The following is a 15,508-nucleotide window of genomic DNA, read 5'->3' as shown; positions in this document are numbered from 1 at the left end:
GTCGGGCGCAGAAGGGCATTTTGAGTCTTATTTTGGCCACAGCGCCCACAGCCGCAGGTTCTGCTTGAGGCGCCCGGCAATGTCGCCCGCCTCGGGGCCCCAGCCGGTGAAGTAGTCGGCGCGCACCGCGCCCAGGATGGCGCTGCCCGTGTCCTGCGCCAGCACCATGCGGCTCAGTTGCACCTGCGGGCCGCTGGAGGCCAGCCACACGGGCGTGCCGTAGGGGATGCTCTGGCGGTCTACCGCGATGGAGCGGCCAGGCGTGAGCGGCACGCCCTGCGCGCCCTTGGGTCCAAAACCCGCGTCCATGCCCACCAGGGGTTCCTCCTTGAAGAACACGTAGCGTGGGTTGGTCCACATCAGCTCGTTGGTGCGCTGGGGGTTGGCCGCCAGCCAGGCGCGGATGCCGGGCCAGGTGGCGTCGCGGGTGTAGCCCTGGTCCAGCAGCCAGCGGCCGATGCTCTGGTAAGGCTGGTCGTTGGTGCCTGCGTAAGCCACACGCACGGTGGTGGTGGTGCCGTCGGCCTCGGCAATGCGCAGCCGGCCCGAGCCCTGGATGTGCAGCACCATGGATTCGACCGGGTCGCGCAGCCAGGCGATGGCGCGGCCCGCGAGCGCGGCCTGGGCTTCGGGCAGGGTCTCGATCTGCTGGCGCGTGTACCAGGGCTTGCGTGCGCCAAAGCCTGCGGGCAGGCGGTAGACGGGCACGGTGAAGCCGTTGCCGGGCTGGCGCGCGGCGTCCATCATGGGTTCGTAGTAGGCGGTGAGCAGGCCTTCGGCATTGCCATCGGCGGCCTCGACGCGATAGGGCTGAAGGCGGGCGATGAGCCAGGCGCGCTGCTCGTCGGCGGTGGCAATGCTCAGCTGGCGCACGTCGCTGCACAGCGCGGTGAAGGGGGGCACGGGCCGCTCGCAGCTCTTGATCCAGGCATTCCAGGCTTCGTGCAGGGCGTCGTCGCCAAAACCTGGCAGCTCGGCCCAGCGCACGGGGACCCAGCGGCTTTTGGGCTGCGACATGGGCGGGGGCAGCGGGCCGGTGTCGCCGGGCAGCACCACGGTGCTGGCCGGCGGCGGGGGCGGGATGGCCCCGGGGCGGGAGGGGCTTGGGGCGGGCGGCGTGGAGCAGGCGGCCAGCGTTCCTACAATCAGCGCCGTCACAACAAGGCGCAGGGGGTTCAGGGTCATGGGGCTGATTTTGCTTGAAGCGCTGCTGGCGCTGGTGGTGCTGGTGGCCATCGTCTGGTGGACCATGTTCTCGGGCCGCAAGAAGGGCGAGCTGCCGAGCGACGACGCCAATCAGCCTCCCAAATAACTCATTTTTTGATAGCTTTAAAGCGCCACTGGATGCGCGGAGACGGCCTAAAAAGCTCTGAATCCGCAGTCCAGGACTGCTGACAGTCAGGCCGCTCCCCGCAGCAGGTTGGCCAGCTCCACGGCCGACTTCACCTGCATCTTGTCGAACACACGAGAGCGGTGCACTTCCACCGTGCGCACGCTGATGTCGAGCTGGTCGGCGATCAGCTTGTTGGGCAGGCCCGCCACCACCAGGTCCATCACATCGCGTTCGCGGTCGGTCAGCTCGGCCAGCCGCTCCTGCAGGCCGCTGCGTGCGCGCAGCTGGGTGAGGTGTTCGCTGGACTGGGCCAGGGCCTGTTCGATGCGATCCACCAGCGCGTTGTCGGAGAACGGCTTTTCGCAGAAGTCGAAGGCTCCGCGCTTGACGGTGTCCACCGCCGTGGGCACGTCGGCGTGGCCGGTGAGAAAAATCACCGGCATGGTGGCCAGGTCGCCGCGTGCGGCCAGCAGGTCGAACAGCGCCAGCCCGCTCATGCCGGGCATGCGCACGTCCAGCAGCAGGCAGCAGGGCTGGCGCTGGGCCGGGCGGCTTTGCAGCATGGCGTCAAAGGCCTCGGCGCTGTCGTAGGACTCGCTGGGCAGCCTGCGCGAGCGCAGCAGCCAGGCCAGGGCTTCGCGCACGCTGGCATCATCGTCCACGATGTACACGGTGGCGTTGGTGATGGGTTCCATCAGGGTCTTGAATCAGGTTGGGACGCAGGCAGCGTAAATGTGAACACCGTACCACGCGGCTCATGGGGCGCGAACCCGAGAAAACCACCGTGCTGCTCGATCACCGTGCGGCACATGCTCAGGCCCAGGCCCATGCCTTCGGGGCGGGTGGTGAAGAAGGGGGTGAAGAGCTTGGCGCCCACCTCGGGCGGGATGCCGGTGCCCTGGTCGGTCACCACAAATTCGATCCAGCCGCTGTGCTGGTTGGAGGCCGCGCGCCGCACCCGGATGTCGAGCACGCGGGCGCGCACGGTGGGGTCGTCCATGGCCTGCATGGCATTGCGCGCCAGGTTCAGCAGCACCTGCTCGACCATGGTGCGGTCGCACAGCGTGGGGGGCAGGCCGGGCTCCACGGTGGTGTGCACGCGCACACCCAGCTTGCGCGCCTGCAGGCTCACCAGCGGCAGGATGGCGTCGAGCAGTTGCTGCGCGTAGACGGCCTCGCGCGCCTGGTCGCGGCGGCGCACGAAGTCGTGCACGCTCTTGATCACGCGGCCCGCGCGTTCGGCCTGGCGCGCGATCTGGCGTATGGCCATGCGCACGTCGTCCAGCGCATCGGGGCCGGGCGGGGCTGCAGCGGTGCCGGCGGATGTGGTTGCGGATGCTGTGGCAAGCGCGGGTGTGGCTGGTTGCTCCAGCAGGTTCAGCGAACCGTTGGCATAGCTGGAGATGGCGGCCAGCGGCTGGTTCAGCTCGTGGCTGAGCAGCGAGGCCATCTCGCCCACCGTGGCCAGCCGGGCCGTGGCCTGCAGCCGTTCCTGCGAGGCGCGCGAGAGTTCTTCGACGCGGCGCTGCTCGCTGATGTCCAGGAAAGCGCTCATCCAGCCCGTGTGCTGCCCCTGGGCGTTGATCAGCGGCGCCTCGATGATGAGCACCGGGAAGCGCGTGCCGTCCTTGCGCATGAATTCAGACTCGAAGCCCTCGCGCGGTGGCATGGTGCCCGCAAAGCGGATGGCCTGGCGTTGCTGGTATTCCTCCACGCGCTCAGGCGGCCAGTACGGGGCCGACATGCTCAGGCCCAGCAGCTCCTGCGGGCTGAAGCCCACCATCTCGCAGAAGGCCGGGTTCACATAGGTGATGCGGCCCTCCAGGTCGCGTGCGCGCAGGCCGGTGACGAGGGAGTCCTCCATGGCCTTGCGAAAGGCCAGTGCGTCGGCCAGGTCGCGTTCGGCGCGCAGGCGGCGGCGGTTGTCGCGCACCAGCACCACCATCACCGTGACCAGCGCAATCGACATGGCCGTGACCAGCGCCGTGAGCACGTTGGGGAAGACGCTGGGCGCGGTATGCCAGCCGTCCATGCGCAGCACCAGGGTGGCGCCGGGCAGGTCCAGCAGGTGCTGAGCGGTGAACATGCGCGAGCCCCGGCGGGCCGCGCCCATCACGGCCAGGCGGGTGCCGTCGGGTTCGGTGAACGAGGCCTCCTGGCTGCGCGTGAGGTTGTGTGCCACCAGGTTCAGCAGGATGTCCTGCAGCCCGTAGGTGGCCACGAGGAACCCGGTGGTGCGCCCGCCTGCGGTCAGGGGCACACACAGTTCCATCATCTCGGAGCCCAGGCCGTCGCCGTGCGGCTGGAAGTAGCTGGTGGAATACGCCGGGCTGCCCAGGCGCCGGGCATTGGTGCACGCAATGGTCAGGTCGGACTGGTTGCTGTCGCGCGCCCGCACATCCCAGGCCACGGGGCGGTAGGGCGACTGCACATGGGTGCGCAGCTTCAGGTGGGCGTCGCGCCATTCAATGCGCACCAGCTCGCGGCGGATGCGCAGCAGCTCCGATGCCTCGACCTCCCAGGCCAGCTGCCCCGGGGTGTCGGCGGGCAGGGCCTGCAGGCTCTGCAGGTTGTGCATGAGGGCGGTGCGGATGTCGGACACCGCATCGGCCGTGTCGCGCTCCAGCCGCGTCTGCACCTGGCTGGCTTCGTAGCGCCCCGCCAGCCACACCATGGTGGCCAGCATCGACACCACCAGCAGCACCAGCGCCGTCCACAGCGACCAGCGGCGCCAGGCACCACGCCAGCGCTGCAGCAGGGTGCGGGGGGGGCGCGGTGCGCGGGGCTCGGTCACGGCAGTACGCGGTGCGTCAGCGCGGGCAGCTTGGCGCGCACGGCGCGCAGCCGCTGGGCGTCGAGCACACCAGCCACGGTGCCGGGGCCTTGGTCCTGCTGTGCCAGCACGGTGCCCCAGGGGTCCACCAGCATGCTGTGGCCCCAGGTGTGGCGCCCGTTCTCGTGCACGCCGCCCTGGGCGGGGGCCAGCACGTAAGCCAGGTTTTCGATGGCGCGGGCGCGCAGCAGCACCTCCCAATGCGCCTGCCCCGTGGTGTGGGTGAAGGCGCTGGGCACCAGCAGCAGGTCGGTCCCCGCGCGGGCATGGGCGCGGTACAGCTCGGGAAAGCGCAGGTCGTAGCACACCGACAGGCCCACGCGCCAGTGCTGGCCGTCGCGCGCCTGCAGGTCAAACTGCACCGGGGTGTTGCCCGCCTCGATCACGCGGCCTTCGTCATAGACCTCGCGCCCGTTGTCAAAGTGGAACAGGTGGATCTTGTCGTAGCGCGCCACGCAGGCGCCACTGGGGTTGAAGACCAGCGTGGTGTTGCGCACGCGGTCGGGTGCCGTGGTCTGCAGAGGCAGGGTGCCGCCCACGATCCACATTTGCAGCGCACGTGCCGTGTCGGCCAGAAAGCGCTGGATCACCCCGTCGCCATCGGCCTCGCGCAGCGCGAGCTTGTCGGTGTCCTTGTGGCCCATCACACAGAAGTATTCGGGCAGCACGGCCAGCTCGGCGCCGCCCTGCGCGGCTTCTTGCAGCAGTGCACGCGCCGCGCGCAGGTTGTTGTCGCGCTGGGTGCCAGACACCATCTGGATGGCGGCTACTTTCATGAGGGCTCTCCGGTCTTGGGGGGGCTGCTGCGGGGCGTGGCGTCGGTGGCGGGGCTGGCATCGCGTGCGCGGCGTGGCACACGCACCACGCGCGGGTCGGCCCAGGTGCCGTCCACGCGGAACTCCTGCGTGGCGGCTTCGATGAGCGGGCCGCGCAGGAACACCTGGGCCAGGAAACTGCCCAGCCCGATCACGGGGTTGATGGCCGTGGCCACCAGCGAGGCCGTCATGGCATTGATCTCGGGCACCACCACCACGCGCAGGTCCTGGGTTTCCTGGTCGATGTTGGCGTGGCCTTCCATCAGCACGGCGGCGTTCACGCCCTTCATCTGCAGGTTGTTGGTGGTGGCCACGCCTTGCTCGATGCGCAGGTCGCCGCGCACGAAGTCGAACGCAAAACCTTCGCTGAACACGTCGCGGAAGTCGAGCGTGAGTCGGCGCGGCAGCGACTGCAGGCTCAGCACGCCCAGCAGCTTGGCCAGGCCCGGGTCAGCCTTGAGGAACTGGCCGGACTCGATGTTGAGGTTGATCTGGCCGGTCATGCTGCGGTAGTCGGGGCTGAACGGTGCGCCGATCCAGGCCACCTGCCCTTCCATGCGGCCCTTGCCGCGCCGCACCACGTTGGCCATGCCCATGCGGCCCAGCAGGTCGCCAGAGTCACGGATGTCGAGCTTGAAATTGAGCACCGTGCGCCGCTCGGCCGCACGTGGTGTGGTACCCGCGGCATTGAGCACGGCCCAGTTGCCGTTGGCTGTGAGGCTGGCCTCGGGCGCGGTGATGTTGAACTTGGCGAGGCGCCATTCGCGCTGGGCGCCCTCGCCGCCCCGGTTCTGGGCTTCCATCTCGACCCGGCCCAGGCGTTTGCCGCGCAGCTCGAAGTCATCCACCACGATGTCGAGCGCGGGCAAGGTGCCGGGCTGTTCGTCCAGCAGCGCCTCGACCTGGTTCACGTCGCTTTGCGGCATGTTGACGCGCGAGAGCCTTGCAAACAGGCGCCCATTGGGATGGTCGGTGCTGCCCGGCTGGCGGTATTCGAGATAACCATTGAGTTCGGTGGCGTCCAGGTTGGCGCGCCAGATGGCGCCGTCGCGCAGCGCGCCCGCCACCACGTTGTGCAGGGTGCGGCCCTGCAGTGTCAGCTCGCGCGCGCGCAGCGCCAGGGTGGTGGGCAGATAGTCCTGCGCTACGGCGGGTCCGGTGGGGGTTGCGGCCGGGGCCGTGCGGGCTGCGGGCTCGGCTGTGGTGGCCTGGGTCAGTACATCCTCCCAGGCGTCCACGTCCACCTTGCCCTGGCTGATGTTGGCCGCCACACCTTGCACCGGCAGCGGGGCAGATTCCCCACTGCTCAGCCCCAGGCCAATGGCGCCGCGCAGCACACGGGGCTGGGGCCCGCTTAGGTCGCGCAGGTAGGTGGCGGAACCCAGGGCGCCCAGGTCGAGGGTGATCTGGTCGCGCAGCGGCGGCGCCCCGTTGCCATTGCCGTTGGCAGCCAGGCCGGTGAGGGATTCGCGCGCGACCTGGCTCTCAAAGCGCAGCGGCAGGCTGCTGTCAGCGGGTTTGCCCAGCGGCGGCGGCAGTGCCAGCGCCAGGCCTTGCAGGGTGGTGCTTACCTGCAGCTCGGGCACGCCCCGGCGGAACGCCAGGGCCAGGGTGTAGGGCGTGCTGCCGGTGGCGCGGCGGGCCAGTTGCGCCAGCATGCCCAGCTGCGGCGTCTGCTGCAGGCCCTCGGCGGTGGCTGTGCCCTGGGCGCGCAACTGCACGGCCGATTCGGTGGCGGGCGCGTTGGGCGCCAGCGCCCGCATGCCGCCTTCAAGCCGCACATTGCCGCCCAGCGCCTGGGCCTGCACATTGGTCAGCGAGAACCCGGTTTCGCTGAACTGCACGGCGCCCCGCACCCGGCTCAGTGCGGGCGTGTCGGGGGTGATGCGCAGCTCGTTGCCCGCCAGCGTGACACTGCCTTGTACCCTGGACTTGTGGATGTCGCTGATGGGCAGACTCAGGCGCAGCTGGAAGTCGGCATTGCCCGTGCCACTGGCCTGGCCTAGGGCGTTGCCCGTCATGCCCCCCAGGGGCGAGGTGGTCATGAGCGTGAGCAGCTCGGCCAGCGGGCCGCGTGCGTCGGCATTCACCCCCACCACGGTATGCGCCAGGTCGGGGATCTTGGCGTCCACCTTGGACAGCCGCAGGCCCTTGCTGCCCGCAAAACCGCCGCTGGCGCCACGCACCATCATCGACGACCGCTCGAAGATCAGTTCGCCGCCCAGTTCCGTGAGCGCGGGCCAGGGCAGGGTGCCCGCAGGCTGCAGCGAGGGCGGCACATAGGCATAGGTCACATCCTTGACCCGCGCAGCGATGCGAAATTCGCCCAGCTTGGGGTCGTTGAACGGCAGGTCGTGCAGATCGCCCTTCACGCGGAACTGCACATTGCTGGCGGTGCCCGCCACCACAGCATCGCGCACATAGTGGCGCGACTCGGCGGGGATGGACAGGGGCAGGTAGCGGTGCACGCGCGTGCCGTCGGCGCGGTTCAGTGTGCCGGTGAGGTCAAGCACGCCCGGAAAGCGCGATTTGTGTGGCGCCTTGGCGGCATCGCTGGTGTGCCAGGTGGCGCGCGCCTCACCCTGGGCGTCGGCGTTGGCAAACTGCACATCGTTGGCCTGCACGGCAATGCGGCTGCCTTCGATTTGCCAGCGCACGTCGGCGCTGAGCCGGTCCAGCGGCAGCACCGGGTCTTCAAACACACCGGGCAGCACCAGCGCGCCCGAGGCCATCGTGAGCGCCGCCTTGCCACCGGCCTGGGTCATGTCGATGTCCACCGTGGCGCCGCGCAGGCCCAGGTGGGTGGGTGCGGCATCCGTGGGGGCCCCGGCCAGCGCCAGGCCTCGGATGCGGCCCTTGACCTGGTACTGCTGCAGGCTGTCCAGCGGGCCTTTCCAGGTGGCCTGGATCTCATCGACCAGGCCCTGGGGCGCATAGATGTGCACGGCATCGTGGGCCGTGGGCCCCAGCGGCAGGCGGCTGGCGATCTGCGCCAGCGCGGCCAGGTCCAGGCGGTCGGCGCGGAACTCGCCCTGCTCCGGGGCTTTGCCCGTAGCAGCGGTGTGGATAAGCCGCAGGTTCCCGCCGGGCCAGGTCAGGCCGTCATCGGTCTGGAACTGCAGGCCCTGGGTGGAGAATTCGAACCCGCCGCTCAGCCGCCGCCCGCCCAGGCGCCCCTGGATGGAGGGCAGCACCAGCGCCTGCAGGTCGGGGCTGAGGGTGGTGTTCACATCGGCCAGCGCCAGGTCGGCCGTGCCGCCCACCAGCTGCCCGCTGCGCACATCGGCCCAGGCGCGCAGCGCCCCACGGCCCTGCGCCACCGCAATGCCCACATCGGCATGGTGGCGCAGCTGCGAGACATCGACGCGCGTGAAATCGGCAAATACCTGGCCGTTCCAGTGTTTCCAGTTGCCATCGCGCGCCCGCAGCAGCGGCGCACGGAACAGGCCCACCACGGTGAAGCGGTCGCCCCAGGCGGGTGGCGGGGTGGCATCCAGGCGCATGTGGTGGTGCCAGTTGCCGTTGCGCAGCAACAGGTTGACCTTCTCCAGGGCCAGTTCGGGGGCGCCGCGCTGCTCGTCGGTCCAGCGCACGGTGCCGTCCTGAATGAACACCTCGCCCTGCGAAAAAAGCCAGTCGGCCGCGTCGTTGTTGTCGCCCTGGTTCTGAGCAAACTCCAGGCCCGCCACATAGATGCGCCCATCGGCGGCGCGGCGCACGTCCAGCTCCGGCCCCTGCACATACAGCTGCTCGAAACCGCCGTTGAGCAGGGAGCGTGGCGACAGTGCCACCACCACCCGGGGCAGCTGCAGGGCCGCGCGGCCTGCCGCGTCCAGCAGCGCTACGTTCGACAGCTCGATCGACGGCACCAGCCCTTCGGTGCTGGCCGTGATGGCACCGATCTGGACGGGAACCCCCAGAGCCCGTGCGGCATGCGCTTCCAGCTGTGGGCGGAAGTCCCCGATTCGCGGCACAATCCAGCCATGAAGGGCCCCCCACGCGATGGCCAGCAGCAGCCAGAAGGCCAGCAGCAGACCCAGTGACCACCGCGCAAAACCTGCCACTATTTTGAGCAGGCGTGAGGGGTGCGTGGTGGGATCGATCATGGTGGGATTGAATGTGGCAGGAATTATGACCCGCGGGCCTCGCGTGGGTTCACTACAAACTCAGTACGCAGCTTCGGGCCTCCCGTGCCTTACCCGCCATGAACGCACCGTCCTCTGACCCCCGTTGCAGCCAGCCTTTCCCTGCGGGGCCGCTGGCAGAACACTCGCGCTTCTACCAGCGCCTGCACCGCCGCTACGCAGGCGACCTGGGCCTGTTGCCGCCCGGGAACCCGGTGCTGGCCACCATGGAGCAGGCGTACGACGCGCTGCGCGCGCGGGGCTGCGACACCGGCACCGCCCTGCGCATGCTGCGCCAGCTGGTCATGGAGCGTCTCATCCAGCTCGACTGCGAAGCCCAGGCCCCGCTGGCCGACATCACCCGGGCCGTGACCGAGCTGGCCGAACTGGCCCTGGACCGCGCCTGCGCCCAGGCGCGCCGAGAACTCGACGAACGCCATGGCGCACCCTGCGGGCCCGACGGGCAGCCCGTGCAGCTCTGGATCATCGGCATGGGCAAGTTCGGCGCCCGCGAGCTGAATGTGTCCAGCGACATTGACCTGATCTATGTCTACGAGCACGACGGCGAAACGGCGGGCATGCCGGATGGCCGGGGCCGTATCTCCAACCACGAATACTTTGCGCGCGCCGTCAAGGCCATCTACAGCCTGGTGGGCGACACCACCGAACATGGTTTTGTGTTCCGCGTGGACCTGGCGCTGCGGCCCAATGGCAACTCCGGTCCCGCCTCGGTGTCCCTGGCGGCGCTGGAGGAGTACCTGCAGATCCAGGGCCGTGAATGGGAGCGGTTTGCCTGGCTCAAGAGCCGGGTGGTGGCCCCGCGCGACTGCATTGGCCGCCCCGAGGTGCAGGCGCTGCGCGGGGTGGTGCTGCCTTTTGTGTTCCGCCGCTACCTGGACTACAGCGTGTTCGATGCGCTGCGCTCCCTGCACAGCCAGATCCGCGACCACGCGGCCAAGCGCAGCGCGGGCCACCCGGAGCGCGCCAACGACGTGAAGCTCTCGCGCGGCGGCATCCGCGAGATCGAATTCACCGTGCAGCTGTTGCAGGTGGTGCGCGGCGGGCAGTTCCCCGAGCTGCGCCGCCGCCCCACGCTCGATGCCTTGCAGCGGCTGGCCCATGCGGGCCTCATGCCCCAGGCAACGGCCGACGCGCTGGCGCAGGCCTATGTGTTCCTGCGCCGGGTGGAGCACCGCATCCAGTACCTGGACGACCAGCAGACCCATGTGCTGCCTACGCGCGACGACGACCTGGCCTGGATCGCCCAGACCCTGGGCTTCAAGGATTGCTGCGCGTTCTTGCACGAGCTGGACGCCCACCGCGAGCTGGTGGCGCAGGAGTTCGACACCCTGCTGGGTGGCGCGGGCAAAAAACAGTGCAACGGCGGTGGCTGTGGTGGCCCCCGTGCCGCCGCGCCCCCACCGCCCGAGCTGGAGGCCCTGCTGGAGCAACTGTCTGGCGGCTTTCGCGAGCGCGTGGCCGAATGGCGCAGCCATCCGCGTGTGGAAGGCCTGCGCGACGAGGCGCGTGCGCGCCTGTTCCGCCTGGTGCAGCGCACCGCGCAGTGGCTGAAAGAAGGCCGCGTGACCGAAGAAGCCTCCGTGCGGCTGGTCAACTGGCTCGAACCCTTGCTGCGCCGCGAGAGCTACCTGGCCCTGCTGCTGGAGCGCCCCTCGGTGCACGAACAGCTGCTGCACCTGCTGGGCGCGGCCAAGTGGCCCGCACGCTACCTGCTGCAGCACCCCGGCGTGATCGACGAACTGGTGGGCGACCACCTGCTGTCCGAGCGTTTTGTGGTGGCCGACTTCGAGCGCGAGCTGGGCATGCGCCTTGCCTCGCTGCGGTCCACCGGCGAAGACGACGACGAGACCCTGCTCAACCTGCTGCGCCGTGCGCAGCACGCCGAAACCTTCCGCACCCTGGCGCGCGATGTGGAGCGCCGCATCACCGTCGAGCAGGTGGCCGACGACCTCAGCGCCCTGGCCGACAGCGTGCTGCGCATCACCAGCCAGTGGTGCTGGAGCCGACTCAAGAACCGCCACCGCGACGAACCCCAGTTCGCCATCATTGGCTACGGCAAGCTGGGCGGCAAGGAGCTGGGCTATGGCAGCGATCTCGACATCGTGTTTGTGTTCGACGACGACGACGAGCGCGCGCCCGAGGTGTATGCGGCCTTTGTGCGCAAGCTCATCAACTGGCTCACTGTCAAGACCGGTGAGGGTGACCTGTACGAGATCGACACGGCCCTGCGGCCCAACGGAAACTCCGGCCTGCTGGTGACCAGCTTCGAGGCCTACGCCAACTACCAGCAGCAGCGCGGCAGCAACACCGCCTGGACCTGGGAACACCAGGCCATGACACGGGCGCGTTTTGTGATGGGCAGCGATGCCTTGCAGGCACGTTTTGACGCCGTGCGCGAAGCCGTGATCACCTCGTCCCGCGATCCGCTGGCCTTGCAGGGCGAGATCGTCACCATGCGCGAGCGGGTGCGCTCGGCCCACCCCACGCCTGCCGGGCGCTTCGATGTGAAACACAGCCCGGGTGGCATGGTGGACGCTGAGTTCGCCGTGCAGTACCTGGTGCTGTCGCAGTCGGCAGCCCACCCCGAACTGCGCGGCAACGTGGGCAACATTGCGCTGCTGCAGCGTGCCGAGCAAGTGGGGCTGCTGCCCGCCGGTGTGGGCGTGGCGGCCGCCGACGCCTACCGCGAACTGCGCCGGGTGCAGCATGTGGCGCGGCTGGACGAAGCCCCCACCCAGGTGACCCCGCCCGCGCTGCAGGCCGAGCGCGACGCGGTGCTGGCTCTGTGGCGGGCCGTGTTTGGCGCGGGGGCGTAGCGCCCTTTGAACAGCCGCTTGGCGGTGACAAATGGTTGCATCTTGGCGCAGCACCGCTTCATGAAAAATTCATTAATTCAAACAACTGTTTGAATTGTGGTGGTTTAATCCGGGGCCATGAGTTCCGGTGCCCATTCCATCATTCCTGCCTCCCAGCGCACGGCCCGCAGCGACGGCGAAGACACGCGCGCACGCCTGCTGCAGGCCGCGCTGCAGCTCTTTTCTGAAAAGGGCTTTGCCCAGACTTCCGTGCGCGCCATCGCCCAGGCGGCGGGCACCAATGTGGCGGCCATTGCCTACCACTTTGGCGACAAGGCGCAGCTCTACACCGCCACCTTCTACGAGCCCTTTGGCAGCGGCAGCGACCTGATCCCGGTGTTTGCCGACCCGGCCCTGGACCTGGCGGGCGCGCTGCGCCACTACTTCGCGGGTTTCCTGGAGCCCCTCAAGCACGATGACCTGGTGACGCAATCGCTGCGCCTGCATGTGCGCGAGCTGCTGGACCCTACCCATGTCTGGCCCGAACTCATCGAACGCGAGTGCCGTGCCCCCCACATGGCACTCATCCAGGTCCTGTGCCGACACATGGGTGTCTCGGTGGTGGACGACGATATGCACCGCCTCGCCTTCTCCCTGGCAGGTTTGATCATGCAGCTGTGGACACAGCGCGACCCCCTGCAGGCCATTGCGCCCCAGCTCGCGACAGCGGGGGCGGTGGACCAGTGGGTCGAGCGGCTCACCGGCTACGCATTGAGCATGGTGCACGGAGAAATCATCCGGCGGCAGGCCACACAAGGGCCTGTGCGCCGCGCTTCCAGGACTTCGCACAAGAAGGAATCCAACGCATGACATTGAGCATCACCCGCTCCCTCTGGGCCGCTTGCCTGCCCCTGGTTCTGGGCGCCTGCGCGGCTACCGCGCCGCCTGCCCAGGTGTCCGCAGCCCCGCCCGTGGCCTGGCAGGCCCCCCTGCCACACCAGGGCTCGCTGGGCGACATGGCCCGGTGGTGGACCCAGCTGCAAGACCCGCTGCTGGTGGAGCTGATCGACGCCGCCCAGGCCGTGAGCCCCGGCATCGCGCAGGCCCAGGCACGCCTGGCGCAGGCCCGCGCCACGCAGGTCAGCAGCCGCGCCGCGCTGCTGCCGTCGCTCGATGCGCAGGCCAGCGCGAGCCGGGGCCTCAACGAGCAACTGGCGCGTGTGGCCACCACGACCCAGGCCGGACTGCAGGCGAGCTGGGAGATCGATCTTTTCGGGGCCAACCGGGCCACCAAAACGGCCGCCGATGAGCGGCTGGCCGGTGCGCAGGCGCTGTGGCACGAGGCGCGCGTGAGCGTGGCGGCCGAGGTGGCACTGCAGGCCAGCAGCCTGCGCACCTGCCTCGCACAACTGCAGGTGGCGGAGCGCGATGCGCAGTCGCGGGGCGAGACCTCGCGCCTGTCCGGCCTGAGCGAACGTGCGGGCTTCACGGCGCCCGCCACGGCGGCCCTGGCACGTGCGAGTGCGGCCGAGGCCCAGGCCCGCGCATCGCAGCAGCGCATGCTGTGCGATGTGGATGTGAAGACCCTGGTGGCGCTCACGGGCTGGGAAGAGCCCACGTTGCGCACCCGACTGGCCGCGCCCGTGGCTGCGGCGCCCGACACGCTGTTTGCGATTGCTGCGCTGCCTGCCCAGGTGCTGGCCCAGCGTCCTGATGTGTACAACGCCGAGCGCGAAGTGGCCGCCGCCAGTGCCGAGGTGGGCAGCGCGCAGGCGCAGCGCTACCCGCGCCTGTCGCTCAGTGGCTCGGTGGGCAGTGCCTGGGTGCGCGCCAATGGCGTCACGACCGACCTGAACACCTGGACCATCGGCCCGCTGGCGCTGAGCGTGCCCTTGTTCGACGGTGGCCGACGCGCCGCGTTGACCGACGCCGCACAGGCCCGCTATGACGAGGCCGCGTCGCTGTACCGTGCCAAGGTGCGCCAGGCCGTGAGCGAGGTCGAGCAGGCGCTGGTGCGGCTGCAGAGCACGGCCGAGCGCAACGCCAGCGCGCGCACGGCGGCCGAGGGCTACCGCGCTTCGTTCGACGCGACCGAGGCCCGCTGGCGCGGCGGGCTGGCCAGCCTGGTGGAGCTGGAGGATGCGCGGCGCACCTCGCTCGCTGCCGAAAACGCGCTGGTCGCGCTGCAGCACGAACGCCAGGCCGCCTGGATTGCGCTGTACCGCGCCGCAGGCGGAGGATGGGACGGGCAGACGGCCGTCGCCACGGCCGCTCCCTCGGCGGCAGCCACCGCTGCACGCTGAACACAACCCCGGAGGCCTGGCCGATCGCCGACCTCCTTTTCCTGACACCGACTGGATGAACGGATAGACAACATGCCAAAGCAACGCTTTCAATTTTCTGCCACCGCCTTTGCCGTGATCGCCGCCTGTGTGCTGGCGACGGGGGGCGCCCTGGTGTACTCCGACGCATCGCGCGCAGCCGATGAACCCAAGGCGGGCCAGCCCCGCCCCGCGCTCACCGTGAGCACGGCCCAGCCGCAGCGCACCGCCGTGCCGGTGCAACTGGCCGCCAATGGCAATGTGGCCGCGTGGCAGGAGGCCAGCATCGGGGCCGAGAGCAATGGCCTGCGCCTGACCGACGTGCGCGTGAACGTGGGCGACGTGGTCAAGGCGGGCCAGGTGCTGGCCACCTTCTCGGCCGAGACGGTGCAAGCCGATGTGGCGCAGATGCGCGCAAGCCTGCTCGAAGCCCAGGCCAATGCGGCCGAGGCCGCGGCCAACGCCGACCGCGCGCGTTCGCTGCAGGCCACGGGCGCCTTGAGCCAGCAGCAGATCCAGCAGTTCACCACCGCCGAGAAGACGGCCCAGGCGCGGGTGGAAGCGGCCCAGGCCACGTTGAACGCGCAGCAGCTGCGCCTGAAGTACACGCAGGTGGTGGCGCCTGACAGCGGCGTGATCTCGGCCCGCACCGCCACGGTGGGCGCGGTGGTGGGCGCAGGCACCGAGCTGTTCCGCATGGTGCGCAAAGGCCGCCTGGAGTGGCGTGCCGAAGTCACATCGACCGAGCTGCGCCGCATTGCCCCGGGCGCCAAGGTCAGCGTGACGGCGGCCAGCGGCGCCACGGCCGAAGGCACAGTGCGCATGGTTGCGCCCACGGTGGACCCGCAGACGCGCAATGCGCTGGTGTATGTGGATCTGCCCGCCAATGCCGACTTCCGCGCGGGCATGTTTGCGCGCGGCGAATTTGCGCTGGGCACCAGCGATGCACTCACCGTGCCGCAGGAGGCGCTGGTGGTGCGCGATGGCTTCTCGTATGTGTTTGTGGTGGGGGCCGACCAGCGCGTGCAGCAGCGCAAGGTGCAGGCGGGCCGCCGCGTGGCCGACCGGGTGGAAGTGCTCACCGGCCTGGACGCCAACGCCTCGGTGGCCGTGCGCGGCGCGGGCTTCCTCAACGATGGCGACCTGGTGCGTGTGGCCGCAGCCCCGGCAGCCCCAGGCGCGGCCGTGCAGACATCGGCAGTCGAAAGTTCAAGGCAAAAACAGCCTTCACCGCGCGATGGTAAAACGCTGAATGCTACTAATTGA

General features: G+C 69.5%; 10 protein-coding genes. 5 read left to right on the top strand and 5 right to left on the bottom strand.

Features of this window, described 5'->3' with window-relative positions; all coding sequences use genetic code 11:
• Nucleotides 1-27: 27 nt before the first annotated feature.
• Complete coding sequence (mltA, locus tag ACSQ3O_RS25915) at nucleotides 28-1,236, bottom strand: murein transglycosylase A (protein ID WP_436140944.1); 1,209 nt, start codon at nucleotides 1,234-1,236, stop codon at nucleotides 28-30.
• Between mltA and ACSQ3O_RS25910 the strand changes: the two genes are divergently transcribed.
• Entirely contained in the window at nucleotides 1,184-1,312 is a 129-nt protein-coding gene (locus tag ACSQ3O_RS25910; protein ID WP_283202047.1) for a hypothetical protein, read from the top strand. The two genes, mltA and ACSQ3O_RS25910, sit on opposite strands and share 53 nt — an antisense overlap.
• Before the next feature lie 86 nt (nucleotides 1,313-1,398).
• On the opposite strand, the gene ACSQ3O_RS25905 is transcribed toward ACSQ3O_RS25910, so the two are convergent.
• Genes ACSQ3O_RS25905 through ACSQ3O_RS25890 form a run of 4 tightly spaced genes read right to left on the bottom strand, consistent with a single transcriptional unit; the run spans nucleotide 1,399 to nucleotide 9,087 of the window.
• Nucleotides 1,399-2,028 carry a response regulator transcription factor gene (locus ACSQ3O_RS25905; RefSeq protein WP_137749364.1) on the bottom strand — a complete coding sequence of 210 codons (630 nt, stop codon included), beginning with the start codon at nucleotides 2,026-2,028 and terminating at the stop codon, nucleotides 1,399-1,401.
• Nucleotides 2,028-4,127 carry a two-component system sensor histidine kinase NtrB gene (locus tag ACSQ3O_RS25900; protein ID WP_436140943.1) on the bottom strand — a complete coding sequence of 700 codons (2,100 nt, stop codon included), beginning with the start codon at nucleotides 4,125-4,127 and terminating at the stop codon, nucleotides 2,028-2,030. The genes ACSQ3O_RS25905 and ACSQ3O_RS25900 overlap by 1 nt, the downstream gene beginning before the upstream one ends.
• Complete coding sequence (locus tag ACSQ3O_RS25895) at nucleotides 4,124-4,942, bottom strand: carbon-nitrogen hydrolase family protein (RefSeq protein WP_436140942.1); 819 nt, start codon at nucleotides 4,940-4,942, stop codon at nucleotides 4,124-4,126. Before ACSQ3O_RS25895 ends, ACSQ3O_RS25900 begins: the two co-directional genes overlap by 4 nt.
• Entirely contained in the window at nucleotides 4,939-9,087 is a 4,149-nt protein-coding gene (locus ACSQ3O_RS25890; RefSeq protein ID WP_436140941.1) for a YhdP family protein, read from the bottom strand. Before ACSQ3O_RS25890 ends, ACSQ3O_RS25895 begins: the two co-directional genes overlap by 4 nt.
• A gap of 98 nt (nucleotides 9,088-9,185) precedes the next feature.
• On the opposite strand from ACSQ3O_RS25890, the gene glnE reads away from it, so the two are divergent.
• The 4 genes from glnE to ACSQ3O_RS25870 all read left to right on the top strand — a co-directional run bounded on the left by glnE (nucleotide 9,186) and on the right by ACSQ3O_RS25870 (nucleotide 15,508).
• On the top strand, nucleotides 9,186-11,942 hold the full coding sequence (gene glnE, locus ACSQ3O_RS25885) for a bifunctional [glutamate--ammonia ligase]-adenylyl-L-tyrosine phosphorylase/[glutamate--ammonia-ligase] adenylyltransferase (protein WP_436140940.1): 2,757 nt from the start codon (nucleotides 9,186-9,188) through the stop codon (nucleotides 11,940-11,942).
• 117 nt (nucleotides 11,943-12,059) lie between these two features.
• The gene (locus ACSQ3O_RS25880; protein ID WP_137749359.1) at nucleotides 12,060-12,791 is read left to right on the top strand and encodes a TetR/AcrR family transcriptional regulator; all 732 of its coding nucleotides are present in this window, start codon (nucleotides 12,060-12,062) and stop codon (nucleotides 12,789-12,791) included.
• The gene (locus ACSQ3O_RS25875) at nucleotides 12,788-14,224 is read left to right on the top strand and encodes an efflux transporter outer membrane subunit (protein WP_137749358.1); all 1,437 of its coding nucleotides are present in this window, start codon (nucleotides 12,788-12,790) and stop codon (nucleotides 14,222-14,224) included. Before ACSQ3O_RS25880 ends, ACSQ3O_RS25875 begins: the two co-directional genes overlap by 4 nt.
• 72 nt (nucleotides 14,225-14,296) lie before the next feature.
• Entirely contained in the window at nucleotides 14,297-15,508 is a 1,212-nt protein-coding gene (locus ACSQ3O_RS25870) for an efflux RND transporter periplasmic adaptor subunit (protein WP_436140939.1), read from the top strand.

Origin of the sequence: Acidovorax sp. LjRoot74, assembly GCF_964254355.1 — a bacterium.
Lineage (GTDB): Bacteria > Pseudomonadota > Gammaproteobacteria > Burkholderiales > Burkholderiaceae_C > Acidovorax.
This window is presented reverse-complemented; position numbering and strand designations above follow the sequence as displayed.

What these genes read in the sequence shown, in the direction of transcription:
- ACSQ3O_RS25890 (WP_436140941.1), bottom strand. Translation starts at nt 9,087, where the DNA reads ATGATCGATCCCACCACGCACCCCTCACGCCTGCTCAAAATAGTGGCA.
- ACSQ3O_RS25895 (WP_436140942.1), bottom strand. Translation starts at nt 4,942, where the DNA reads ATGAAAGTAGCCGCCATCCAGATGGTGTCTGGCACCCAGCGCGACAAC.
- mltA (WP_436140944.1), bottom strand. Translation starts at nt 1,236, where the DNA reads ATGGCCACCAGCACCACCAGCGCCAGCAGCGCTTCAAGCAAAATCAGC.
- ACSQ3O_RS25870 (WP_436140939.1), top strand. Translation starts at nt 14,297, where the DNA reads ATGCCAAAGCAACGCTTTCAATTTTCTGCCACCGCCTTTGCCGTGATC.
- glnE (WP_436140940.1), top strand. Translation starts at nt 9,186, where the DNA reads ATGAACGCACCGTCCTCTGACCCCCGTTGCAGCCAGCCTTTCCCTGCG.
- ACSQ3O_RS25875 (WP_137749358.1), top strand. Translation starts at nt 12,788, where the DNA reads ATGACATTGAGCATCACCCGCTCCCTCTGGGCCGCTTGCCTGCCCCTG.
- ACSQ3O_RS25910 (WP_283202047.1), top strand. Translation starts at nt 1,184, where the DNA reads ATGGGGCTGATTTTGCTTGAAGCGCTGCTGGCGCTGGTGGTGCTGGTG.
- ACSQ3O_RS25880 (WP_137749359.1), top strand. Translation starts at nt 12,060, where the DNA reads ATGAGTTCCGGTGCCCATTCCATCATTCCTGCCTCCCAGCGCACGGCC.
- ACSQ3O_RS25905 (WP_137749364.1), bottom strand. Translation starts at nt 2,028, where the DNA reads ATGGAACCCATCACCAACGCCACCGTGTACATCGTGGACGATGATGCC.